The following is a 19,119-nucleotide window of genomic DNA, read 5'->3' on the forward strand; positions in this document are numbered from 1 at the left end:
TACGTCTGGGCCGACGACGACAAAGCCTTTGGCGACGCCCGCATCATCTTCGTCGACACCGAGGTCTCCAACTGGACCTTCGATCCGGTGCGCAAGCAGTACTTCTTCCACCGCTTCTTCTCCCACCAGCCGGATCTGAACTACGAGAACCCGGTCGTGCAGGAGGAGATCCTTTCCGCGCTGAGGTTCTGGCTGGACCTGGGAATCGACGGCTTCCGGCTCGACGCGGTGCCCTACCTGTACGCCGAGGAAGGCACGAACTGCGAGAACCTTCCCGCGACGCACGAGTTTCTGAAACGGGTGCGCAAGGAGATCGACGCGCACTATCCGGACACGGTGCTGCTGGCTGAGGCCAACCAGTGGCCGGAGGACGTCGTCGACTACTTCGGCGACTTCCAAAGCGGCGGCGACGAGTGCCACATGGCCTTCCACTTCCCGGTCATGCCGCGGATCTTCATGGCCGTGCGCAGGGAATCGCGCTATCCGGTCTCGGAAATCCTCGCCAAGACCCCGGCCATCCCCTCCGGCTGCCAGTGGGGCATCTTCCTGCGCAACCACGACGAGCTGACCCTGGAGATGGTCACCGACGAAGAGCGCGACTACATGTACGCGGAATATGCCAAGGACCCGCGTATGCGCGCCAACATCGGCATCCGCAGGCGTCTGGCCCCGCTGCTCGACAACGACCGCAACCAGATCGAGCTGTTCACCGCGCTGCTCCTCGCGCTCCCGGGCTCGCCGATCCTCTACTACGGCGACGAGATCGGCATGGGCGACAACATCTGGCTCGGCGACCGTGACGCCGTGCGCACCCCCATGCAGTGGACGCCGGACCGCAACGCCGGTTTCTCGTCGAGTGATCCGGGCCGGCTATTCCTGCCCACGATCATGGACCCGGTCTACGGCTACCAGGTGACGAATGTCGAGGCGTCGATGTCGTCGCCGTCCTCACTGCTGCACTGGACCCGCCGCATGATCGAGATCCGCAAGCAGAACCCGGCTTTCGGACTCGGTTCCTACACGGAACTCCCCTCGTCGAATCCGGCCGTGATCGCGTTCCTGCGGGAATACGAGGACGATCTCGTCCTGTGCGTGAACAACTTCTCCCGGTTCGCACAGCCGACGGAACTGGATCTGCGACGGTTCAACGGGCGACATCCGGTCGAGCTGTTCGGCGGGGTGCGATTCCCGGCCATCGGAGAACTGCCGTACTTGCTGACCCTGGGCGGGCACGGCTTCTACTGGTTCCGGCTGCGCAAGGAAGCCGCCTGAGACCCCGGGCGGGGCGGTTTCCTCCGCCCCGCCCGGGGCACGCATCAGTATCACCCCGAACGGCCCGGGGAAAGGACGCGACGCCATGTCGGAAGCCGTCACCCGTACCTTTACGAACTCGCCCGGATTTCTTCCGTCGCTGGATCCGCTGCTGCGGGAGTGGCTGCCACGCCAGCGGTGGTTCGCCGGCAAGGGGCGTCCGGTCACCGGGTTCTCACTGGTGGCGGCCACCGAGCTGCTGCCGCCCGGGGGCAAGCTGGGCCTGTACCACCTGCTGGTGCGCGCCCATCAGCCGCTCTCGCCCACGCCGGGCGCCGCCGAGCAGCCCGCTGACTGCTACCAGCTCCTGATAGGTGAGCGCGAGGCGCTGCCTCCCCGGCTGGCGCCCGCGCTGATCGGACATGTGACCGAGGGCCCGCTCGCCGGACGCACGGTGTACGACGCCCTGTACGACGTCCGCCCCGCCGAGCTGCTCCTCGAGGCGCTGCGCACCGGGGCCCGGATCGGCGGGCTGCGGTTCGACCGGGACGAGGGCCGGGAGATCCGGTCGGCTCTGGTGCCGCGTCTGGTCACGTCCGAGCAGTCCAACTCGTCGGTCGTCTACGGCGATACGTTCATTCTGAAGCTGTTGCGCCGAGTCGTGCCCGGCGTCAACCCGGATCTGGAGCTGCCGTTGGCCCTGGCCCGCGAGGGCTGCGACCGGGTGCCGGCGCCGACCGCGTGGATGCGGGCGGAGCTGGCCGGGGAGTCGTATGTCCTGGGCGTGCTCCAGCCGTTCGTCCAGGGCGCGACGGACGGCTGGGAGCTGGCGTTGCGCGAGCTGGCCAAGGGTGAGGACTTCGCCGCCGCGGCCCGGGCGCTCGGGCGCGCGACGGCCGAGGTGCATCTGGCGCTGGCCCGCACGCTGCCGACGGCGACGCTGGGGCACACCCAGGTGCAGCAGCTCGTCGACGGCATGGTCGAGCGGCTCGACGCGGCCGTGCAGGCGGTGCCGGCGCTGCGGCCGTACGCGGTCGGGCTGCGCTCGGCCTTCGAGGCGCTGGCCGACCTGGCCGCCGAGGGGTGCACCTGGACCGCCCAGCGCATCCATGGGGACCTGCACCTCGGACAGTGCCTGCGCTCGCCCGCCGGACGGTGGTGGCTGATCGACTTCGAGGGCGAGCCGTCCAAGCCGCTGGCCGAGCGGCGGATGCCGCAGCCACCGGTGCGCGATGTCGCCGGGATGCTGCGCTCCTTCGACTACGCCGCCCACTCGGCCGACCCGCCCGTGCCCGGCTGGGCGAACTCGTGCCGGGCCGCGTACTGCTCCGGGTACGCCCAGGTCAGCGGGGCCGATCCGCGGACCGATCCGGTGCTGCTGCGAGCGTACGAGACCGACAAGGCGATCTACGAGGTCGTCTACGAGGCCCGCCACCGCCCCGACTGGCTCCCGGTGCCGCTGTCCGCGATACGCCGCCTCGCCGCGGACGACGGTCCGCCCTCCCCCGCGACTCCCGCACCGACCCCCGCTCCCGCAACCCCACCCTCGCCCAGGAGGCCCCTCCCGTGACCCCCCGCACCACTTCCTCCAGCGGTTCGGATCCGAAACTGACGGCCGAGAAGCCCGCCGTGGAGACGACCGAGGACAGGGCCGAGAAAAGCGTCGAGAAAACCGCCGAGAAGAGCACGGCCAAGAAGGCGGGCGTCGCGAAGAAGGCGACGACCAAGGCTGCCGAGAAGGCCGCGGAGGCCGTGCGGAAGGGGACGGCGAAGAAGACGGTGCCGAAGCCCGCCGCGGCGAAGAAGACCGCGGCCAGGACGGCGGCTGCCGAGACGGCTCCCGCCAAGAAGACCGCAGCCAAGAAGACCGCAGCCAAGAAGACCGCGGCGAAAAAGACCGCCACGAAGAAGACCGCAGTGAAGAAGTCGGCGATGAAGAAGACGGCCGCGGAGACGGCGGCGGAGAAGAAGGCCGCCGCGAAGAAGGTGACCGCGAAGAGCACACCCGCGGGCAAAGCCGCCGCCGCCAAGAGCACGCCCGCGAGCAAGGCCGCCGCCAAGAAGATCCCCGCGCAGAAGGCCACCGCGAAGAAGATCCCGGCGCAGCAGGCACCCGCCAGGAAGCCCCCGGCCCAGGGCGTCACGGCGCCGCCCTCCGCGCCGTCGCCGCAGGCACCCGTGGCGGTCTCCCCCGCCCTGGACGCGGCCGACCGCGACCGTCTCCTCAGCGGCACGCACCACGACCCACACTCGGTGCTGGGCGCGCATCCGGTGCCCGGCGGTGTCGCCTTCCGGGCCTTCCGGCCCTACGCCCTGTCGGTGACCGTCGTCGCCGGCAGCCTGCGGGCCGAACTGCACGACGACGGCGACGGGTTCTTCTCGGGGCTGATGCCGCTGCGGGACGTACCGGAGGGCTACCGGCTGCTCGTGGCGTACGAGGGGACGGTTCAGGAGACCGAGGACGCGTACCGTTTCCTGCCCGCACTGGGCGAGCTCGACCTGCATCTGATCGGCGAGGGCCGGCACGAGCAGCTGTGGCGGGCGCTCGGCGCCGAGCCGATGACGCACCAGGGCGTGACCGGAACCCGCTTCACGGTATGGGCGCCGAACGCGCGCGGCGTGTCCCTGGCCGGCACCTTCAACTACTGGGACGGCACGGGGTACCCGATGCGCTCGCTCGGCGGTGCCGGGGTCTGGGAGCTGTTCGTGCCCGGCATCGGCGAGGGCGAGCTGTACAAGTTCGAGATCACCCGGCCGGACGGTTCCAGGACGCTGCGCGCCGATCCGCTGGCCCGGCGCACGCAGGCCCCGCCCGACACCTCGTCCATCGTGCACGCCTCGCGGCACGAGTGGGGCGACGACGAGTGGCTGGCGCGGCGCGGGGAGCGGCCGGCGCACGAGGCGCCGTTCTCCGTCTACGAGGTCCATCTGGCCTCCTGGCGCCCCGGATTGACGTACCGTCAACTGGCTGAGCAACTGCCGGCCTACGTCAAGGACCTGGGCTTCACCCATGTCGAGCTGATGCCGGTCGCCGAGCACCCCTTCGGCGGCTCCTGGGGTTACCAGGTCACCGGCTTCTACGCGCCCACGGCCCGGCTCGGCACCCCGGACGACTTCAAGTACCTGGTCGACTCCCTCCACCAGGCCGGCATCGGCGTGCTGATGGACTGGGTGCCGGCGCACTTCCCGCGCGACGACTGGGCGCTGGCGGAGTTCGACGGGCGTCCGCTGTACGAGCACGAGGACCCGCTGCGCTCCGCCCACCCCGACTGGGGCACGCTGGAGTTCGACTTCGGCCGGCGCGAGGTGCGCAACTTCCTGGTCGCCAACGCCCTGTACTGGTGCGAGGAGTTCCATATCGACGGGCTCCGGGTGGACGCGGTGGCGTCCATGCTCTACCTGGACTACTCGCGCGAGCCGGGCCAGTGGGTGCCGAACGAGTACGGCGGACGGGAGAATCTGGACGCGGTGGCGTTCCTCCAGGAGATGAACGCGACGGTGTACCGGCGGGTGCCGGGGGTCGTGACGATCGCGGAGGAGTCCACGGCCTGGGACGGCGTGACCCGACCGACGCATGCGGCCGGGCCGGGCGGTTTCGGGGGCCTGGGCTTCGGACTGAAGTGGAACATGGGCTGGATGCACGACTCGCTCCAGTACATGGCGAAGGAGCCGGTGCACCGCAGGTACCACCACAACGAGATGACGTTCTCGATGGTGTACGCGTACAGCGAGAACTACGTCCTGCCCATCTCCCACGACGAGGTCGTGCACGGCAAGCGGTCGCTGGTGTCGAAGATGCCGGGCGACTGGTGGCAGCAGCGCGCGAACCACCGCGCCTATCTGGGCTTCATGTGGGCCCACCCCGGCAAGCAACTCCTCTTCATGGGCCAGGAGTTCGCGCAGGGTGCCGAGTGGTCGGAGGCGCACGGACCGGACTGGTGGCTGCTGGACCCGGCGTACGGGGCGGAGGCGGACCACCGGGGTGTGCGGGACCTGGTACGCGACCTGAACACGGTCTACCGGCACACGCCGGCCCTCTGGCAGCGGGACACCGAGGCGGCCGGCTTCCAGTGGGTGGTCGGGGACGCCGCCGACGACAACGTGTTCGCGTTCCTGCGCTTCGACGCGGAGGGTGCTCCGCTGCTCGCGGTGTCGAACATGTCGCCGGTCGTCCGCGACGACTATCGCCTCGGGGTCCCGGACGACGTCCCGGCCTGGCTCGAGACGGTGAACACCGACGCGGTGAAGTACGGCGGCAGCGGTGTCACCAACCCTGACCCGGTCAAGCCGGAGCCCCAGGGCTGGCACGGACGCCCGGCCAGCATCCGTCTGACACTGCCACCACTGGCCACGGTCTGGCTCCGCCCGGCTTAGCTCTCTCCTCGAACGCCGGACGGCTGCTTCTCAGCCCGTCCGGCGTTCGACGACGAGGCCCGTTCAGGGCCGATAGCGGGGTCTGGGGGCCCAGCCCCCAGGGATGGGACGGGTAGGGGCGGCGGGGGCGAGAACCGCTCAGGCAGTCGGCAGCCCCCGCGGCAGTCGGCCCGTGTGCAGCACCCCCAACCGCTGGGTCGCCCTGGTCAGCGCCACGTACAGATCGCTCGTACCGTACAGCCCCGGCTCCACCACCAGGACCGAGTCGAACTCCAGGCCCTTGGACTGACGCGGGTCCAGGAGTACGACGGTCCGTGTGAGGTCGGGCTCGGCGCCGGCCGTCACGCCGTCCAGCCGAGCGGCCAGCTTGCGGTGCAGATGGCGCGGGGCGATGACCGCGAGCCGGCCCTCCTCGGGAGTAAGCTCCTTCACCGCCTCGGCGACGGCGCCCGGCAGGTCGTCGGTGGCGCGCACCCAGGGCCGTACGCCGGTGGAGCGGACGGAACTCGGGGGCTCGAAGCCGGGGGCCTCGGCGCGGACGACCGCCGCCGCCAGCTCCATGATCTCGGCCGGGGTGCGGTAGTTGACGCCGAGGCGGGTGTGCTCCCAGCGGTCCTCGACATAGGGGGCGAGGATCTTCGCCCAGGAGCCGACACCGGCCGCCTCCGCGGTCTGCGCCGGGTCGCCGACCAGCGTCATCGAGCGGGTCGGGCTGCGCCGCATCAGCAGCCGCCACGCCATCGGCGACAGCTCCTGCGCCTCGTCGACGATGATGTGCCCGAACGCCCAGGTCCGGTCGGCGGCGGCACGCTCGGCGGCGCTGCGGTGGTCGTCCTCCTCCTGCCGTTCGGCGAAGCGCTCGGCGTCGATGATGTCGTGTGCCGAGAGGACCTCGCTGTCCTCCTCGTCCTTGTCCTCGAACTCATAGGTCCGGGAGGCGTACGACACGTCCAGCACGCCCTGCGCGTAGGCGACCTGCGTCCGCCGTTCCCGTTCGGCCCGCGCCCGGGCCACCCGGTCGTCCTCGCCGAGGAGTTCGGCGGCCTCGTCGAGCAGCGGCACGTCCGCCACGGTCCAGGTGCGCGTGACCGGACGGCGGATCGCGGCCACGTCCTCGTCCGGGAGGTAACCCACGGGGTCGGCGAGGAAGTCCGCGACCAGGCGCTGCGGGGTCAGCCGCGGCCACAACTGGTCGATGGCCGCCCACACTTCGGGGTTCTCGGCGATCTCGTCCCGGATCTGGGTGATGTCGCTGGGGTCGAGGAGGCTGCTGCCGTCGAAGGGATCGGTGCCGACCCGCTCGGCGTACAGCTCGGTGAGCGTGTTGAGGATGTGCCCCTCGAAGTACTCACGCGCCACGTTGTGCGGCAGCCGCGCGGCCCGGGTCTTCTCGCGGGCCACCTTCACCAGGCCGTCGTCGAGCATCAGGACCTCCCGGTCGTGCTCGATCGCGATCACCGGGTCGGGCAGGGCCTGCCAGTCGCGTACGACCTCGGCGAGCACGTCCGCCATGTCGGCGCGCCCCTTCACCGCAGCCGCCTCGCGGGTGTCGGACGCCGTCGCCCGTACGCCGGGGAACAGCTCGCCGACGGTGGCGAGCAGCACCCCGGTCTCGCCGAGCGAGGGCAGCACCTCGCCGATGTAGCCGAGGAAGGCGGGGTTGGGGCCGACGATCAGGACCGCGCGCTTGGCGAGCAGTTCCCGGTGCTCGTACAGGAGGTAGGCGGCGCGGTGCAGCGCGACGGCGGTCTTGCCGGTGCCGGGGCCGCCCTCGACGACCAGGACCCCGCGGTGGGGCGCCCGGATGATCTCGTCCTGCTCGGCCTGGATGGTCTGCACGATGTCGTTCATCCGGCCCGTGCGGGCGGAGTCGAGCGCGGCGAGCAGGACGGCGTCGCCGGTCGGGTCCTCGTGGCCGGTGCGCTCCCGGTCGCCCAGGTCGAGGATCTCGTCGTGCAGGGCGGTGACCGTACGGCCGCTGGTGGTGATGTGCCGCCGGCGTCTGATGCCCATCGGGGTGTGACCGGTGGCCAGGTAGAAGGGGCGCGCGACATCGGCCCGCCAGTCGATGAGGATCGGGGTGCGCTCGGCGTCGTCCGTGCGCAGCCCGATCCGGCCGATGTGGTGGACGGCACCCGAGGAGTGGTCGATGCGGCCGAAGCACAGCGAACCGTCCACCGCGTTCAGCGCGGCGAGCAGCCCGGAGCGCTCGGCGACCAGGATGTCCCGCTCCAGCCGGGCCTGCATCGGTGTGTTGCCCTGGGCGAGCGCGTCCGTGACACCGGCCTCGGTGTCGCCGCGCAGGGCGTCCACGCGCGCGTACAGGCCGTCGATGAATTCCTGCTCGCGTCGCAATTCACCGTCTTGGAATTCGGTGTTTGACAATTCCGCTCCCGCCCGGATACACTGTGGTCACTGAACTTCTCCGCGACTTCATCGACGTGAAGTCGCGAACCATTGAATATACGCAAAGAAATCCCCCGAGCGCAATTGCTCGAGGGATTTTTCCGTATTCCGGGCGGGATTCCAGCGGGGTCAGAGCACCTCGGACAGCTCCTCCAGCAACCGCCGCTTGGACCGCGCCCCCACCATCGACCGCACGGCCTCACCGTCGCGGAACACCATGAACGTCGGCATGGACAGCACCTTGTACGCGTTCGTGGTCAGCGGATTGGTGTCCACGTCCAGCTGCACCACCTTCAGGCGGTCCCCCGCCTCGGCGGCGAGCGCGCTCAGCACCGGGCCCATCTGCCGGCACGGCGGACACCAGTCGGCCGTGAACTCCACCAGCACCGGCAGCCGCGCCCCGATCACCTCCGCCCCGAAGTCCGCGTCCGTCACCTCGGCCACGCCCGCTGCCCTGATCACAGCTCCCGCCCTCCCAGTTCGCACAACGGCTCCGGACCGCCCGGAACCAGCGCATCGGCGGCCAGTTCGTCCCGCGCCGCCTCCGCACGCGCCAGCTGCGCGCCGACCTCTGCCCGCACGCCCTGCAACTGGCCGATCAGCGCGTCGAGTTCGTCCAGTTTGCGCCGGTAGACCGCGAGCGACGCCGGGCAGGAGTCGCCCTCCGGGTGCCCGGCCCGCAGACACTCCACGAACGGCCGCGTCTCCTCCAGGTCGAACCCGAAGTCCTGGAGCGTACGGATCTGGCGCAGCAGCGTCAGGTCGCTCTCGTCGTACGTCCGATAGCCGTTGCCGGTCCGTCGCGCGGGCAGCAGACCGCGCGACTCGTAGTACCGCAGCGTCCGCGTCGTGGTCCCGGCGCGTGCTGCCAGCTCGCCGATTCGCATGGTGACGAACGTAGTCCTTGACGCCGACGTCAAGGCAAGGCCGTGAGATGGCCGGGCGCCCGGCCCCGGTTCAGGCGGGGCCGGGCGCCCGGAGTGGGACGGCCGGAGGGTCAGGCCTTGGCGAGTTCCTTCTCGCCGCCCTTCTCCGGCACCTCGGCGGGAGCACCGTGGCCGTGGCCGTGCTCGTCGTCCATGAGGGTCTGCTCGTCGAACGGGAGCCGGCCGGCGAGCACCTGCTCGACCCTCTCCCTGTCGATCTCCTTCGTCCACGTCCCGATCAGGACCGTGGCCACGGCGTTACCCGCGAAGTTCGTCAGGGCGCGGGCCTCGCTCATGAACCGGTCGATGCCGACGATGAGGCCGATGCCGTCCACCAGGGCGGGCTTGTGCGACTGGAGGCCGCCCGCGAGGGTGGCCAGACCCGCGCCCGTCACACCGGCCGCGCCCTTCGAGGCGACCAGCAGGAACAGCAGCAGCGGGATCTGCTCGCCCACCGACATCGGGGTACCCATGGCGTCGGCGATGAACAGGGACGCCATGGTCATGTAGATCATGGTGCCGTCGAGGTTGAAGGAGTAGCCGGTGGGGACGGTGATGCCGACCACCGGCTTGCTGACCCCGAGGTGCTCCATCTTCGCGATGAGGCGCGGCAGCGCGGACTCGGAGGACGAGGTCGACAGGATCAGCAGGAACTCACGGCCCAGGTACTTGAAGAGCGTGAGGATGTTCAGGCCCGCGACGATCCGCAGCAGCGCGCCGAGCACGATGAAGACGAACAGGAAGCAGGTGACGTAGAAGCCGAGCATCAGCACGGCGAGGCTCTTCAGCGCGTCCAGTCCGGCCGAGCCGGTGACGGCCGCGATGGCGCCGAAGGCACCGATCGGCGCGAGCCACATCACCATGGCGAGGATGCGGAAGACGAGCCGCTGGATGTGCTGCACACCGCGCAGGATCGGCTCCCCGGCCGAGCCCATGGCCTGCAGCGCGAACCCGGCGAGCAGCGCCACGAGCAGGGTCTGCAGGACCGACTCCGAGGTGAAGGCGGAGACGATCGTGGTCGGGATGATGCCGAGCAGGAACTCGGTGGTGCCCATCGCCTCGGTGTCGACCTGTGCGTGGCCGGCGTCCTTCACCGCGTCGGTGACCGCGAGGCCGGTGCCCGGCTCCACGATGTTGCCGACGACAAGGCCGATGGCGAGGGCGACCAGCGACATCGCGAGGAAGTAGACCAGCGCGATACCGCCGACGGCGCCGACCTTGGCGGCCTTGCGTACCGAGCCGATGCCCAGCACGATCGTGCAGAAGATGATCGGCGAGATCATCATCTTGATCAGGGCTACGAAGCCCGTTCCGATGGGCTTGAGCTCGACCGCGAAGTCGGGTGCGACCAGACCCACGGTGATGCCGAGGGCGACCGCGATGATCACCGCGATGTAGAGGTAGTGCGTGCGGTCCCGCTTGGCGACGGGTGCGGCAGGTGCCGTATCGGGGGAACTGGCGGCGGCCACGGCTGCCCTCCTTGACGTCTTCGTCGGCATCACCGGCGTGCGGCTCACGTCCGGGGTGGGGGTTCGCTGAGCGGGTGCCGCGCCCCGAGCCCGGGGACGACGCCCGGGGGACGGGGGTCGTGTTCAGCGATGCGGTGACTATCTCCTGCCGTGTGAGGGCGGTCACCCTTCCGTTCATTTAGTTCACAATCGGCCGTGGAGGCAGACTGACGACATGCGCATCCCCGTCCCGAGACCCCGGAGCCTGGCCGGGCAGCTGTTCGCCATGCAGGCGGTGCTGATAGCGGTGCTCGTCGCCGGGTACGCGGTGTTCACCTACGTCAGCGACCGTCGCCAGGCCGAGGACGCCGCCGGCCGGCAGGCCATGGCCGTGGCCCAGTCCATCGCCGACGCCCCCTCCGTGCGGGAGGCGATCCGCACCTCCGATCCGACGGCCGAGCTCCAGCCGTACGCGCTGCGGGTCCAGCGCGACACCGAGGTGGACTTCGTCACGATCATGAACCCCGAGGGCATCCGCTGGACGCACCCCGACCCGGAACAGATCGGCCAGCACTTCCGCGGGCACACCGAGCGGGCGCTGCGCGGGGAGGCATTCTCCGAGACGTACACCGGCACGCTCGGCCCGTCCGTCCGTGCCGTGGTGCCGATCTACGACGGGCCCGTGGACGCGCGGGAGATCGTCGGCCTGGTCAGCGCGGGCATCCGGGTCGAGGAGATCAGCAAGCGGATGCAGGACCAGCTGACGGCCCTGCTCGGGGTGGCGGCCGGCTCGCTGGCGCTGGGCGCGGTCGGCACGTACGTCATCAACGCGCGGCTGCGCCGGCACACCCACGGCATGAACGCCGCCGAGCTGAGCCGGATGCACGACTATCACCAGGCCACGTTGCACGCGGTGCGGGAGGGGCTGCTGATGCTGGACGGGCAGCACCGGGTGGCGTTGATCAACGACGGCGGGCGGGAGCTGCTCGGGGTCGCCGGTGACGCGGTGGGACGGTCGGTGGCGGAGCTCGGCCTGCCGGCGCCGCTGACCGGGGCGCTGCTGGCCTCCGAGCCCAGGGTCGACGAGGTGCACCTGGCGGCGGAGCGGGTGCTGATGGTGAACACCTCGCCGGTCTCGGGCGGTGAGCGGCGCGGCACGGTGGTGACACTGCGGGATGTCACCGAACTCCAGTCCCTGATGGGCGAGTTGGATTCGGAGCGGGGTTTCACCCAGGCGTTGCGGTCCCAGGCGCACGAGGCGGCGAACCGGCTGCACACCGTGGTTTCGCTGATCGAGCTCGGCCGGGCCGAGGAGGCGGTGGAGTTCGCGACCGCCGAGCTGGAGCTGGCGCAGGCCCTCACCGACCAGGTCGTCGCGGCGGTCAGCGAACCGGTGCTGGCGGCGCTGCTGCTGGGCAAGACCGCACAGGCCAACGAGCGAGGCGTGGAGCTGGTGGTGTCGGAGGACAGCCGGCTGGACGACCGGCTGCTGCCGCCGTCGCTGCCCGCCCGGGACCTGGTGACGATCCTCGGCAACCTGATCGACAACGCGGTGGACGCGGCCCAGGGGAGCGTCCGGGCGCGGGTCACGGTGACGGCGTACACACAGGGCACGGAGCTGGTGCTCAGGGTCTCGGACACGGGGGCCGGGGTGGATCCCGCGCACATGGAAGCGGTCTTCGAGCGTGGCTTCTCCACGAAGCCGGCGGGGCCGGGCGGACGCGGGCTGGGCCTGGCGCTGGTACGGCAGGCGGCGCACCGGCACGACGGGACCCTGTCGGTGGCGGAGGCCGCCGGGGGCGGGGCGGAGTTCGAGGTGCGGTTGCCGCTGAGTGCGGCGGGCGGGGAGAGTTCCGGGGTCGGGGGTGCCGGAGACAGGAACGCCGGAGGCAGGGATGCCGGGGGTTCAGGCGCCGGTGGCGACCGTGCCGTGGGTGCCTCGGCGGCCGGGGCGGACGCGTCGAAGGGCGAGGGCTCGGTGGAGGTGGGCGCTGTGGAAGAGGCTGTGGTCGAGGGCGCCGTGGGCGAGGGTGCCGGGGACGAGAGCGCCGCGGGTCGGGGCTCGCGGGGTTCCAAGGGTGCGGCGGTTTCGAGAGGTGACGTATGACGGCGGCCGAGCGGGCGATTCGCGTCCTGGTCGTGGAGGACGACCCGGTCGCGGCGGACGCGCATGTGATGTACGTGGGACGGGTGCCGGGATTCGTCGCCGTCGGCAAGGCGCACACGGGCGCGGAAGCGAGGCGCGCGCTGGAGCGGACGCCGGTGGATCTGCTGCTGCTCGATCTGCATCTGCCGGATGTGCACGGACTCCAGCTGGCGCGGTCGTTGCGGGCCGCCGGGCATCACGCGGACGTGATCGCGGTGACGTCGGCGCGGGATCTCGCCGTGGTGCGCGAGGGCGTGTCGCTGGGGGTCGTGCAGTACGTGCTGAAGCCGTTCACGTTCGCGACGCTCCGCGACCGGCTGGTGCGGTACGCCGAGTTCCACGCCGCGGTGGGAGAGGCGAGCGGCCAGGACGAGGTGGACCGTGCGCTGGCGGCGCTGCGGGCACCCGGACCCGCGGCGCTGCCCAAGGGGTTGAGCGCACCGACCCTGGAGCGGGTGACCGGTGCCGTGCGGGACACCGGGGAGGGGCTCACGGCGGCCGGGGTCGCCGAGGCGGTGGGGATCTCCCGGATCACGGCCCGGCGCTACCTGGAGCATCTGGTGGAGGCGGGCAGGGCCGCGCGCGAGCCGGTCTACGGGCAGGTGGGAAGGCCGGAGTTGGTGTACCGGTGGGTGCCGGGGGCGGGGCCGGGCCGCTGACCCGAGGCCCCCCTCGCCGTCGCGCACGGCGGCCGAGCCCAATCCTCCGCGGACGCATACGCATACGCATCCAAGTCGCAAACACGGTCGCAGACGCAGACGCAGACGCATTGACCTGACTAGACCACTCAACCTACGTTCACCAGGCAGCCGTTCCCGCGCCACAAGGAAGTGCGTCCGCAGGAGGTCATGCCCGTGCGCCCCACCGCCCCCCTCCCCGCTCTCCTCGCCCTCACCCTCGCCGCCGCAGCCACCCTCACCGCCTGTGGCAGCGGCTCCGGCAGCGATCCCGACACGATCAAGGTCTCCTTCAAGCAGTCCACGGACAACTCCATCAAGGTGATGGACACCTATCTCGCGGACATCAAGCGGCAGTTCGAGAAGGCGAACCCCGGCAAGAAGGTCGAGTTCGTGCCCATCAAGGCCCCGGACTCGGAGTACTACACCAAGCTCCAGCAGATGCTCCGCTCCCCCAAGACCGCCCCCGACCTGGTCTACGAGGACACCTTCCTCATCAACTCGGACATCACCAGCGGGTACTTGAAGCCGCTCGACCCCTATCTCGCGAAGTGGCGGGACTGGGGGCGGTTCATCGACACGGCGAAGGCCGCGGCGAAAGGTGAGGACGGCAAGACGTACGGCGTCCCGGACGGCACCGACACGCGCGGTCTGTGGTTCAACAAGCGCATCTTCGCGAAGGCGGGGCTCCCGGCCGACTGGCAGCCGAAGACCTGGAAGGACGTCCTCGACGCCGCCCGTGCCGTCAAGAGGAAGGTCCCCGGGGTCATCCCGCTCAACGTGTACACGGGCAAACCGGTCGGCGAGGCCGCCACCATGCAGACCTTCGAGATGCTGCTGTACGGCACGAACGACGGCGGCTCGGACCCGCTGTACGACAAGAGCAGCAAGAAGTGGATCGCCGGGAGCCAGGGCTTCAAGGACGCCCTCTCCTTCGTCGAGACGGTCTACGAGGAGAAGCTCGGCCCCGAGGTCTCCGACGCCCTCGACCCCAACGTCATGACCCGCGTCCGCGGGGAATGGCTTCCCCAGGGCGAGCTCGCCATCGCCCTCGACGGCTCCTGGCTACCGCAGGACTGGCTGCCGGGCAGCGGTCACGAGTGGCCCGAGTGGTCGAAGGAGCTGGGCCTCGCCGCCATGCCCACCCAGAACGGCCAGGCTCCCGGCAAGGTGAGCATGTCCGGCGGCTGGACCTGGTCGATCCCGGCCAAGTCGGGCAACCCGGACCTGGCCTTCGAGTTCATCAAGACGATGCAGACGAAGGCGAACGCCCAGAAGTGGTACGTCGCCAACTCCGGTATCGCCGTACGCGAGGACGTGGCCTCCGACCCCGCGTACGTGGAGGCGCAGCCCGGCATCAAGTTCTTCACGGACCTCGTCGCGAGCACCCACTACCGCCCCGCCTTCCCGGCGTACCCGAAGGTCTCCACCGCCGTCCAGGAGGCGATGGAGGGCGTGACGACGGGTGACATGTCGGTGGAGGAAGCGGCCAAGGGCTACGACGAGGAACTGCGGACGGCGACGGACGACCAGGTGATCGAGAAGTGAGCGCTTCGGACCGGAGCGCTGCCGTTCTGAGAGAACATGGCCTGAGGGAACATGGCCTGAGCCCCCGAGAGCCGGGCCCGCGCGTATGAGGCGGGCCCGCTCCCTCACCCGTGCCCTCCCGGTCGCCCCCGCCGTCGTCCTCCTTCTCCTCTTCCTCGCCGGCCCGATCGCCTACTGCGCCTACATCGCCTTCACCGATCTCCAGCTCACCGGCCAGGCCGAGGACTCCTTCGTCGGCTTCGACAACTTCCGCGCCGCGTTCGACGACGAGGCGTTCCGTAACGCGGTCTGGCTCACCCTCGTCTTCACCGTCATCTCCGCGCTGCTCGGCCAGAACACCCTGGGACTGGCCCTGGCGGCACTGATGCAGCGGGCGTCGAGGCCGGTGCGCACCCTGGTGGGTGCCGTCGTCATCGCCGCGTGGGTGCTGCCGGAGGTCGTGGCCGGGTTCCTCCTCTACGCCTTCTTCCGCCGCGAAGGCACTCTGAACGCCATCCTGGACTGGCTCCATCTCCCCACCCAGAACTGGCTGTTCACCCTCCCGATCCTGGCGGTGTCGTTCGCGAACGTCTGGCGGGGCACCGCCTTCTCGATGCTGGTGTACTCGGCGGCGCTGAACGAGATCCCCAAGGAGATCACCGAGGCGGCCGAGGTCGACGGCGCCGGCGGCTGGCGCCGCATGTGGCACATCACGCTCCCGATGATCCGTCGGTCCATCGGCACCAACCTCATGCTGATCACCCTCCAGACCCTGTCCGTCTTCGGGCTGATCTGGGTGATGACGAGGGGCGGCCCGGGCGGCAAGAGCCAGACGCTGCCGCTGTTCATGTACGAGGAGGCGTTCCAGAAGAGCATGATCGGCTACGGCACCGCGGTCGCCCTGCTGCTCCTGGTGGTGGGCTCGCTGTTCTCGGTGGTGTACCTACGGCTCCTGCGCACGGAGGTCTGACGCCCATGTCCCGGAGCCTCCCGTCCCGCAGAACCCTGCCGTCCCGCCGGACCTCCTCGTCCCGCAGGACCGCGCGCCGACTGGCCGCGGACGCGGGTCTGCTGGCGGTGGCCGCCGCGTTCGTGCTTCCGCTGGCGTGGGTGATCCTCTCGTCGCTGGACACGAACGCCGATCTCCGGGTGAAGCTCCCCGAGGGCGTGACCCTGGAGAACTTCGACGCGGTCCTGACCCCGGACATCACGTTCACTCCGCTGCTCAACAGCCTGCTCCTGTGCGGCGGGGGGACGGCCCTGACCGTGGTGTGCGCGGCGCTGGCCGCGTATGCGCTGTCGCGGTTCCGCTCCCGCTTCAACCGCCCGTTCCTGCTCACCATCCTCTTCGCGACCTGTCTGCCGATCACGGCGATCATGGTGCCGGTGTACGCCCTGTTCGTGCGGGTGAACCTGATCGACACCATGCAGGGCACGATCTTCTTCTTCGCCGCCTCCCAACTGCCGTTCGCCGTCTGGCTGATGAAGAACTTCATGGACGGGGTGCCGAAGGAGCTGGAGGAGGCGGCCTGGACGGACGGGGCGTCGTCGCTCCAGTCGCTGCTGCGGATCGTGCTGCCGCTGATGGGGCCGGGCGTGGCGGTGGTGACGGTGTTCTCGTTCGTGATGATGTGGGGGAACTTCTTCGTCCCGTTCATGCTGCTGCTGACCCCGGACCAGATGCCGGCGGCCGTGAGCATCAACGAGTTCTTCGGGAACCGGGGGACGGTGGTGTACGGGCAGCTGGCGGCGTTCTCGATCATCTACTCAACGCCGGTGATCCTGCTGTACGTGCTGGTGGCCCGGCGGCTGGGCGGGGGGTTCGCGCTGGGCGGCGCGGTCAAGGGGTGAGGGCCTCGCGTGCGACCGGGCGCGTGTCACCGGGTGTGCGGGGAGGCGTGCGCGCGGGGCGTAAGGGCGGGCGTGCGGGACGGAACGTCGGGATTGAGCCGTACCCGGTGCCGCCGCCCCACCCGGTTCCCCGGCCCGCCGTACCGTACTCGTCTTCGACGACCGGGCGCGCGAGCGAGGTCCGCGACACATGTTCGACAGCCGCCTTCGCGAGCCATGCGCGGGCCCGGAATCGGAAGCCTTCGCGAATATGCTCCATGACCTTGCCATTCGCCGCCGTGCGCCGACCGGCCCACCCGCCGGACCCGTCCTTCCGGGGCCCGCCGTCGGCCTCGCCACCATGCCGTTCACCCTCACGGGCGGACTTCCCCGTCGCCGAACCGGCGAGTAGCCGTAGCTTCCTACAATCCGTGATCCTGGCCGAACAGACCGTAGTCATCCCGTGCCGTTCGCCCTACGTTGTGCCGCGTGCGCCGACCCCCAGCTCAACCGAACCAGCCGGGCCGATCCGGCCGGACCAGCCGGTCCGGTCACCGGACCCCGCCCACCCCTCCGTTCAACGCCCCCGCCGCCCGCAGACTCCGCGCCGCGCTCAACATGGGACCCGAACATGTCGCCTACGGCATGCGGGCCTCGTACGGCCTGCCCCATGTGACCGAGGATCTGATCGTCGCCTGGGAGCGCGAGGTCGCCTCGCCGACCAGCACGGAGCTGACCGCCCTCGCGGGTGTGCTGTGGTGTTCGCCGAGCGAGCTCCTCGGCCGGCCCCGGACCCTGCGCGAGCACCGCATCGCCCGCGGGCTGGCGCCCGAGGACGTTGCCCGTACCGTCGGCCATCAGCTGGCGGAGTATCTGAGCATGGAGGAGCGCGACGACTGGCGCGGCACCGACCGGCAGTCCACCGCCCTCGCCGAGGTGCTCGGCCTGTCGATCCCGGACTTCATCACCGTCACGGGCCGTGACGGGAAGCTCGCCGAGCTGCTGCGCAGTGCCGTGACGACGCGCTGGCAGGCGTATGTGCGCCCGGTCGGCAAGATGGTGCCCCTGGACCGGCGCGTCCTGGAGACCGCTCTGCAGGAGCTGCACCAGGACTACCAGGGGCAGATGACCGCCACCCTGAGCTGGGGCGGCGGCAACAGCGAGACCAGCGCGGCCGGCCGGGACTTCCTCGACCGGATCGTGGAGCTCTTCTGGACCAAGGTCCAGAACAACACCGGCTAGAACACCGACTCCGCCTCGTCCATCCGGTCCTTCGGCACCGTCTTCAGCTCGGTGACCGCTTCCGCCAGCGGCACCATCACGACGTCGGTCCCGCGCAGCGCGGTCATCCTGCCGAACTCGCCCTGATGCGCCGCCTCCACCGCGTGCCAGCCGAAGCGGGTGGCGAGGACCCTGTCGTACGCGGTCGGAACGCCACCGCGCTGGACATGGCCGAGGATGACCGGCTTGGCCTCCTTGCCGAGGCGGCGCTCCAGCTCGAACGCGAGGGCCGTGCCGATGCCCTGGAAGCGCTCGTGGCCGTACTGGTCGATCTCACCCTTGCCGTAGTCCATGGTGCCGTCGGCGGGGTGGGCGCCCTCGGCGACGCAGATCACCGCGAACTTCTTGCCGCGCGCGAAGCGCTCCTCGACCATCTTCACCAGGTCGGCGGGGTCGAACGGGCGCTCCGGGAGGCAGATTCCGTGCGCGCCGGCGGCCATGCCGGACTCCAGCGCGATCCAGCCCGCGTGGCGGCCCATGACCTCCACGACCATCACTCGCTGGTGGGACTCCGCGGTCGTCTTCAGGCGGTCCATGGCCTCGGTGGCGACGCCGACCGCGGTGTCGAAGCCGAAGGTGCGGTCCGTCGACGAGATGTCGTTGTCGATCGTCTTCGGGACGCCCACCACCGGCAGGCCCGCGTCCGACAGCATGCGCGCCGCGGTCAGGGTGCCTTCGCCGCCGATCGGGATCAGCGCGTCGATACCGAAGTCCGCGACCATGTCCTCGGCCCGGTCGCAGGCCTCGCGCAGGCGGTCGCGCTCCAGCCGGGAGGAGCCGAGGATGGTGCCGCCGCGGGCCAGGATGCCGCTCACGCTGTCCAGGTCGAGGGAGCGGTAGCGGCCGTCCAGCAGGCCGGAGTAGCCGTCCTCGAAGCCGATGACCTCGTCGCCGTAGTTGTCGACCGCCCGGTGCACGACCGACCGGATCACGGCGTTCAGGCCGGGGCAGTCGCCGCCTGCGGTGAGAACTCCGATGCGCATCGTGCTGTGTCTCCTGCTCGCTGTGGATGCCGGTGAGCCAATCCGATTGTTTCACGTCGCTCGAGGCGATGCCGCTTCCATATGATCTAGCCCTAGATGCCCCTTTTTGCCCGCAGTTCCAGCCTTCCTGGCGTCCCCGTCGACCGGGTCCGGCCCTCCATCCTGACGGGCGCCTTAGCCAGCAGCAAGGGTATTGTCAAGAGGGTTTCGCTCACCTCACTGAGTGATTTTGCGACCCTGGAATCGGATCGGACCACTCGGTCGGGTCCT

The 19,119-nt window shown here is 70.3% G+C and carries 14 protein-coding genes; 9 read left to right on the top strand and 5 right to left on the bottom strand.

The annotated features are described in order from the left end of the window. The 3 genes from treS to glgB form a co-directional block, all read left to right on the top strand. Nucleotides 1–1,272 (top strand): maltose alpha-D-glucosyltransferase (treS, locus tag ACHBTE_RS32870; protein WP_394728862.1); only part of this gene is annotated, 1,272 nt, incomplete at its 5' end. Nucleotides 1,273–1,357: 85 nt separating this feature from the next. Then, nucleotides 1,358–2,821, top strand: a complete 1,464-nt coding sequence (locus tag ACHBTE_RS32875) for a maltokinase (RefSeq protein WP_394728864.1) — start codon at nt 1,358–1,360, stop codon at nt 2,819–2,821. Then, entirely contained in the window at nt 2,818–5,625 is a 2,808-nt protein-coding gene (gene glgB / locus ACHBTE_RS32880) for a 1,4-alpha-glucan branching enzyme (RefSeq protein ID WP_394728866.1), read from the top strand. Before ACHBTE_RS32875 ends, glgB begins: the two co-directional genes overlap by 4 nt. Nucleotides 5,626–5,763: 138 nt before the next feature. On the opposite strand, the gene ACHBTE_RS32885 is transcribed toward glgB, so the two are convergent. From ACHBTE_RS32885 to ACHBTE_RS32900, 4 genes are all read right to left on the bottom strand, one after another. Then, a complete protein-coding gene (locus tag ACHBTE_RS32885; protein ID WP_394728967.1) occupies nt 5,764–7,980 on the bottom strand; it encodes a HelD family protein in 2,217 nt (738 codons plus the stop codon). A 180-nt stretch (nt 7,981–8,160) separates the two neighbouring features. Then, nucleotides 8,161–8,493, bottom strand: a complete 333-nt coding sequence (locus ACHBTE_RS32890; RefSeq protein WP_394728868.1) for a thioredoxin family protein — start codon at nt 8,491–8,493, stop codon at nt 8,161–8,163. Continuing rightward, nucleotides 8,490–8,918, bottom strand: a complete 429-nt coding sequence (locus tag ACHBTE_RS32895; protein WP_394728870.1) for a MerR family transcriptional regulator — start codon at nt 8,916–8,918, stop codon at nt 8,490–8,492. Before ACHBTE_RS32895 ends, ACHBTE_RS32890 begins: the two co-directional genes overlap by 4 nt. A gap of 110 nt (nt 8,919–9,028) precedes the next feature. Beyond that, nucleotides 9,029–10,456 (bottom strand): cation:dicarboxylate symporter family transporter, encoded by a 1,428-nt coding sequence (locus ACHBTE_RS32900; RefSeq protein WP_394728969.1) that lies wholly within the window; start codon nt 10,454–10,456, stop codon nt 9,029–9,031. Nucleotides 10,457–10,640: 184 nt separating this feature from the next. Between ACHBTE_RS32900 and ACHBTE_RS32905 the strand changes: the two genes are divergently transcribed. From ACHBTE_RS32905 to ACHBTE_RS32930, 6 genes are all read left to right on the top strand, one after another. Beyond that, nucleotides 10,641–12,512, top strand: coding sequence for an ATP-binding protein (locus ACHBTE_RS32905; RefSeq protein ID WP_394728872.1), 1,872 nt, complete (start codon nt 10,641–10,643; stop codon nt 12,510–12,512). Beyond that, nucleotides 12,509–13,210, top strand: a complete 702-nt coding sequence (locus ACHBTE_RS32910) for a response regulator (protein WP_394728874.1) — start codon at nt 12,509–12,511, stop codon at nt 13,208–13,210. Before ACHBTE_RS32905 ends, ACHBTE_RS32910 begins: the two co-directional genes overlap by 4 nt. 189 nt (nt 13,211–13,399) lie before the next feature. Continuing rightward, the gene (locus tag ACHBTE_RS32915) at nt 13,400–14,776 is read left to right on the top strand and encodes an extracellular solute-binding protein (protein ID WP_394728876.1); all 1,377 of its coding nucleotides are present in this window, start codon (nt 13,400–13,402) and stop codon (nt 14,774–14,776) included. A gap of 85 nt (nt 14,777–14,861) precedes the next feature. Beyond that, nucleotides 14,862–15,725, top strand: coding sequence for a carbohydrate ABC transporter permease (locus tag ACHBTE_RS32920; protein WP_394728878.1), 864 nt, complete (start codon nt 14,862–14,864; stop codon nt 15,723–15,725). 5 nt (nt 15,726–15,730) lie between these two features. Continuing rightward, a complete protein-coding gene (locus ACHBTE_RS32925; protein ID WP_394728880.1) occupies nt 15,731–16,606 on the top strand; it encodes a carbohydrate ABC transporter permease in 876 nt (291 codons plus the stop codon). A gap of 468 nt (nt 16,607–17,074) precedes the next feature. Further along, a complete protein-coding gene (locus tag ACHBTE_RS32930; protein ID WP_394728882.1) occupies nt 17,075–17,827 on the top strand; it encodes a helix-turn-helix domain-containing protein in 753 nt (250 codons plus the stop codon). Here the strand turns inward: ACHBTE_RS32930 and ACHBTE_RS32935 are convergent. Beyond that, nucleotides 17,824–18,849 (bottom strand): ATP-dependent 6-phosphofructokinase, encoded by a 1,026-nt coding sequence (locus tag ACHBTE_RS32935; RefSeq protein ID WP_394728884.1) that lies wholly within the window; start codon nt 18,847–18,849, stop codon nt 17,824–17,826. The two genes, ACHBTE_RS32930 and ACHBTE_RS32935, sit on opposite strands and share 4 nt — an antisense overlap. Nucleotides 18,850–19,119 lie beyond the last annotated feature (270 nt).

Origin of the sequence: Streptomyces sp. M41 (assembly GCF_043673425.1) — a bacterium.
Taxonomy (GTDB): domain Bacteria; phylum Actinomycetota; class Actinomycetes; order Streptomycetales; family Streptomycetaceae; genus Streptomyces.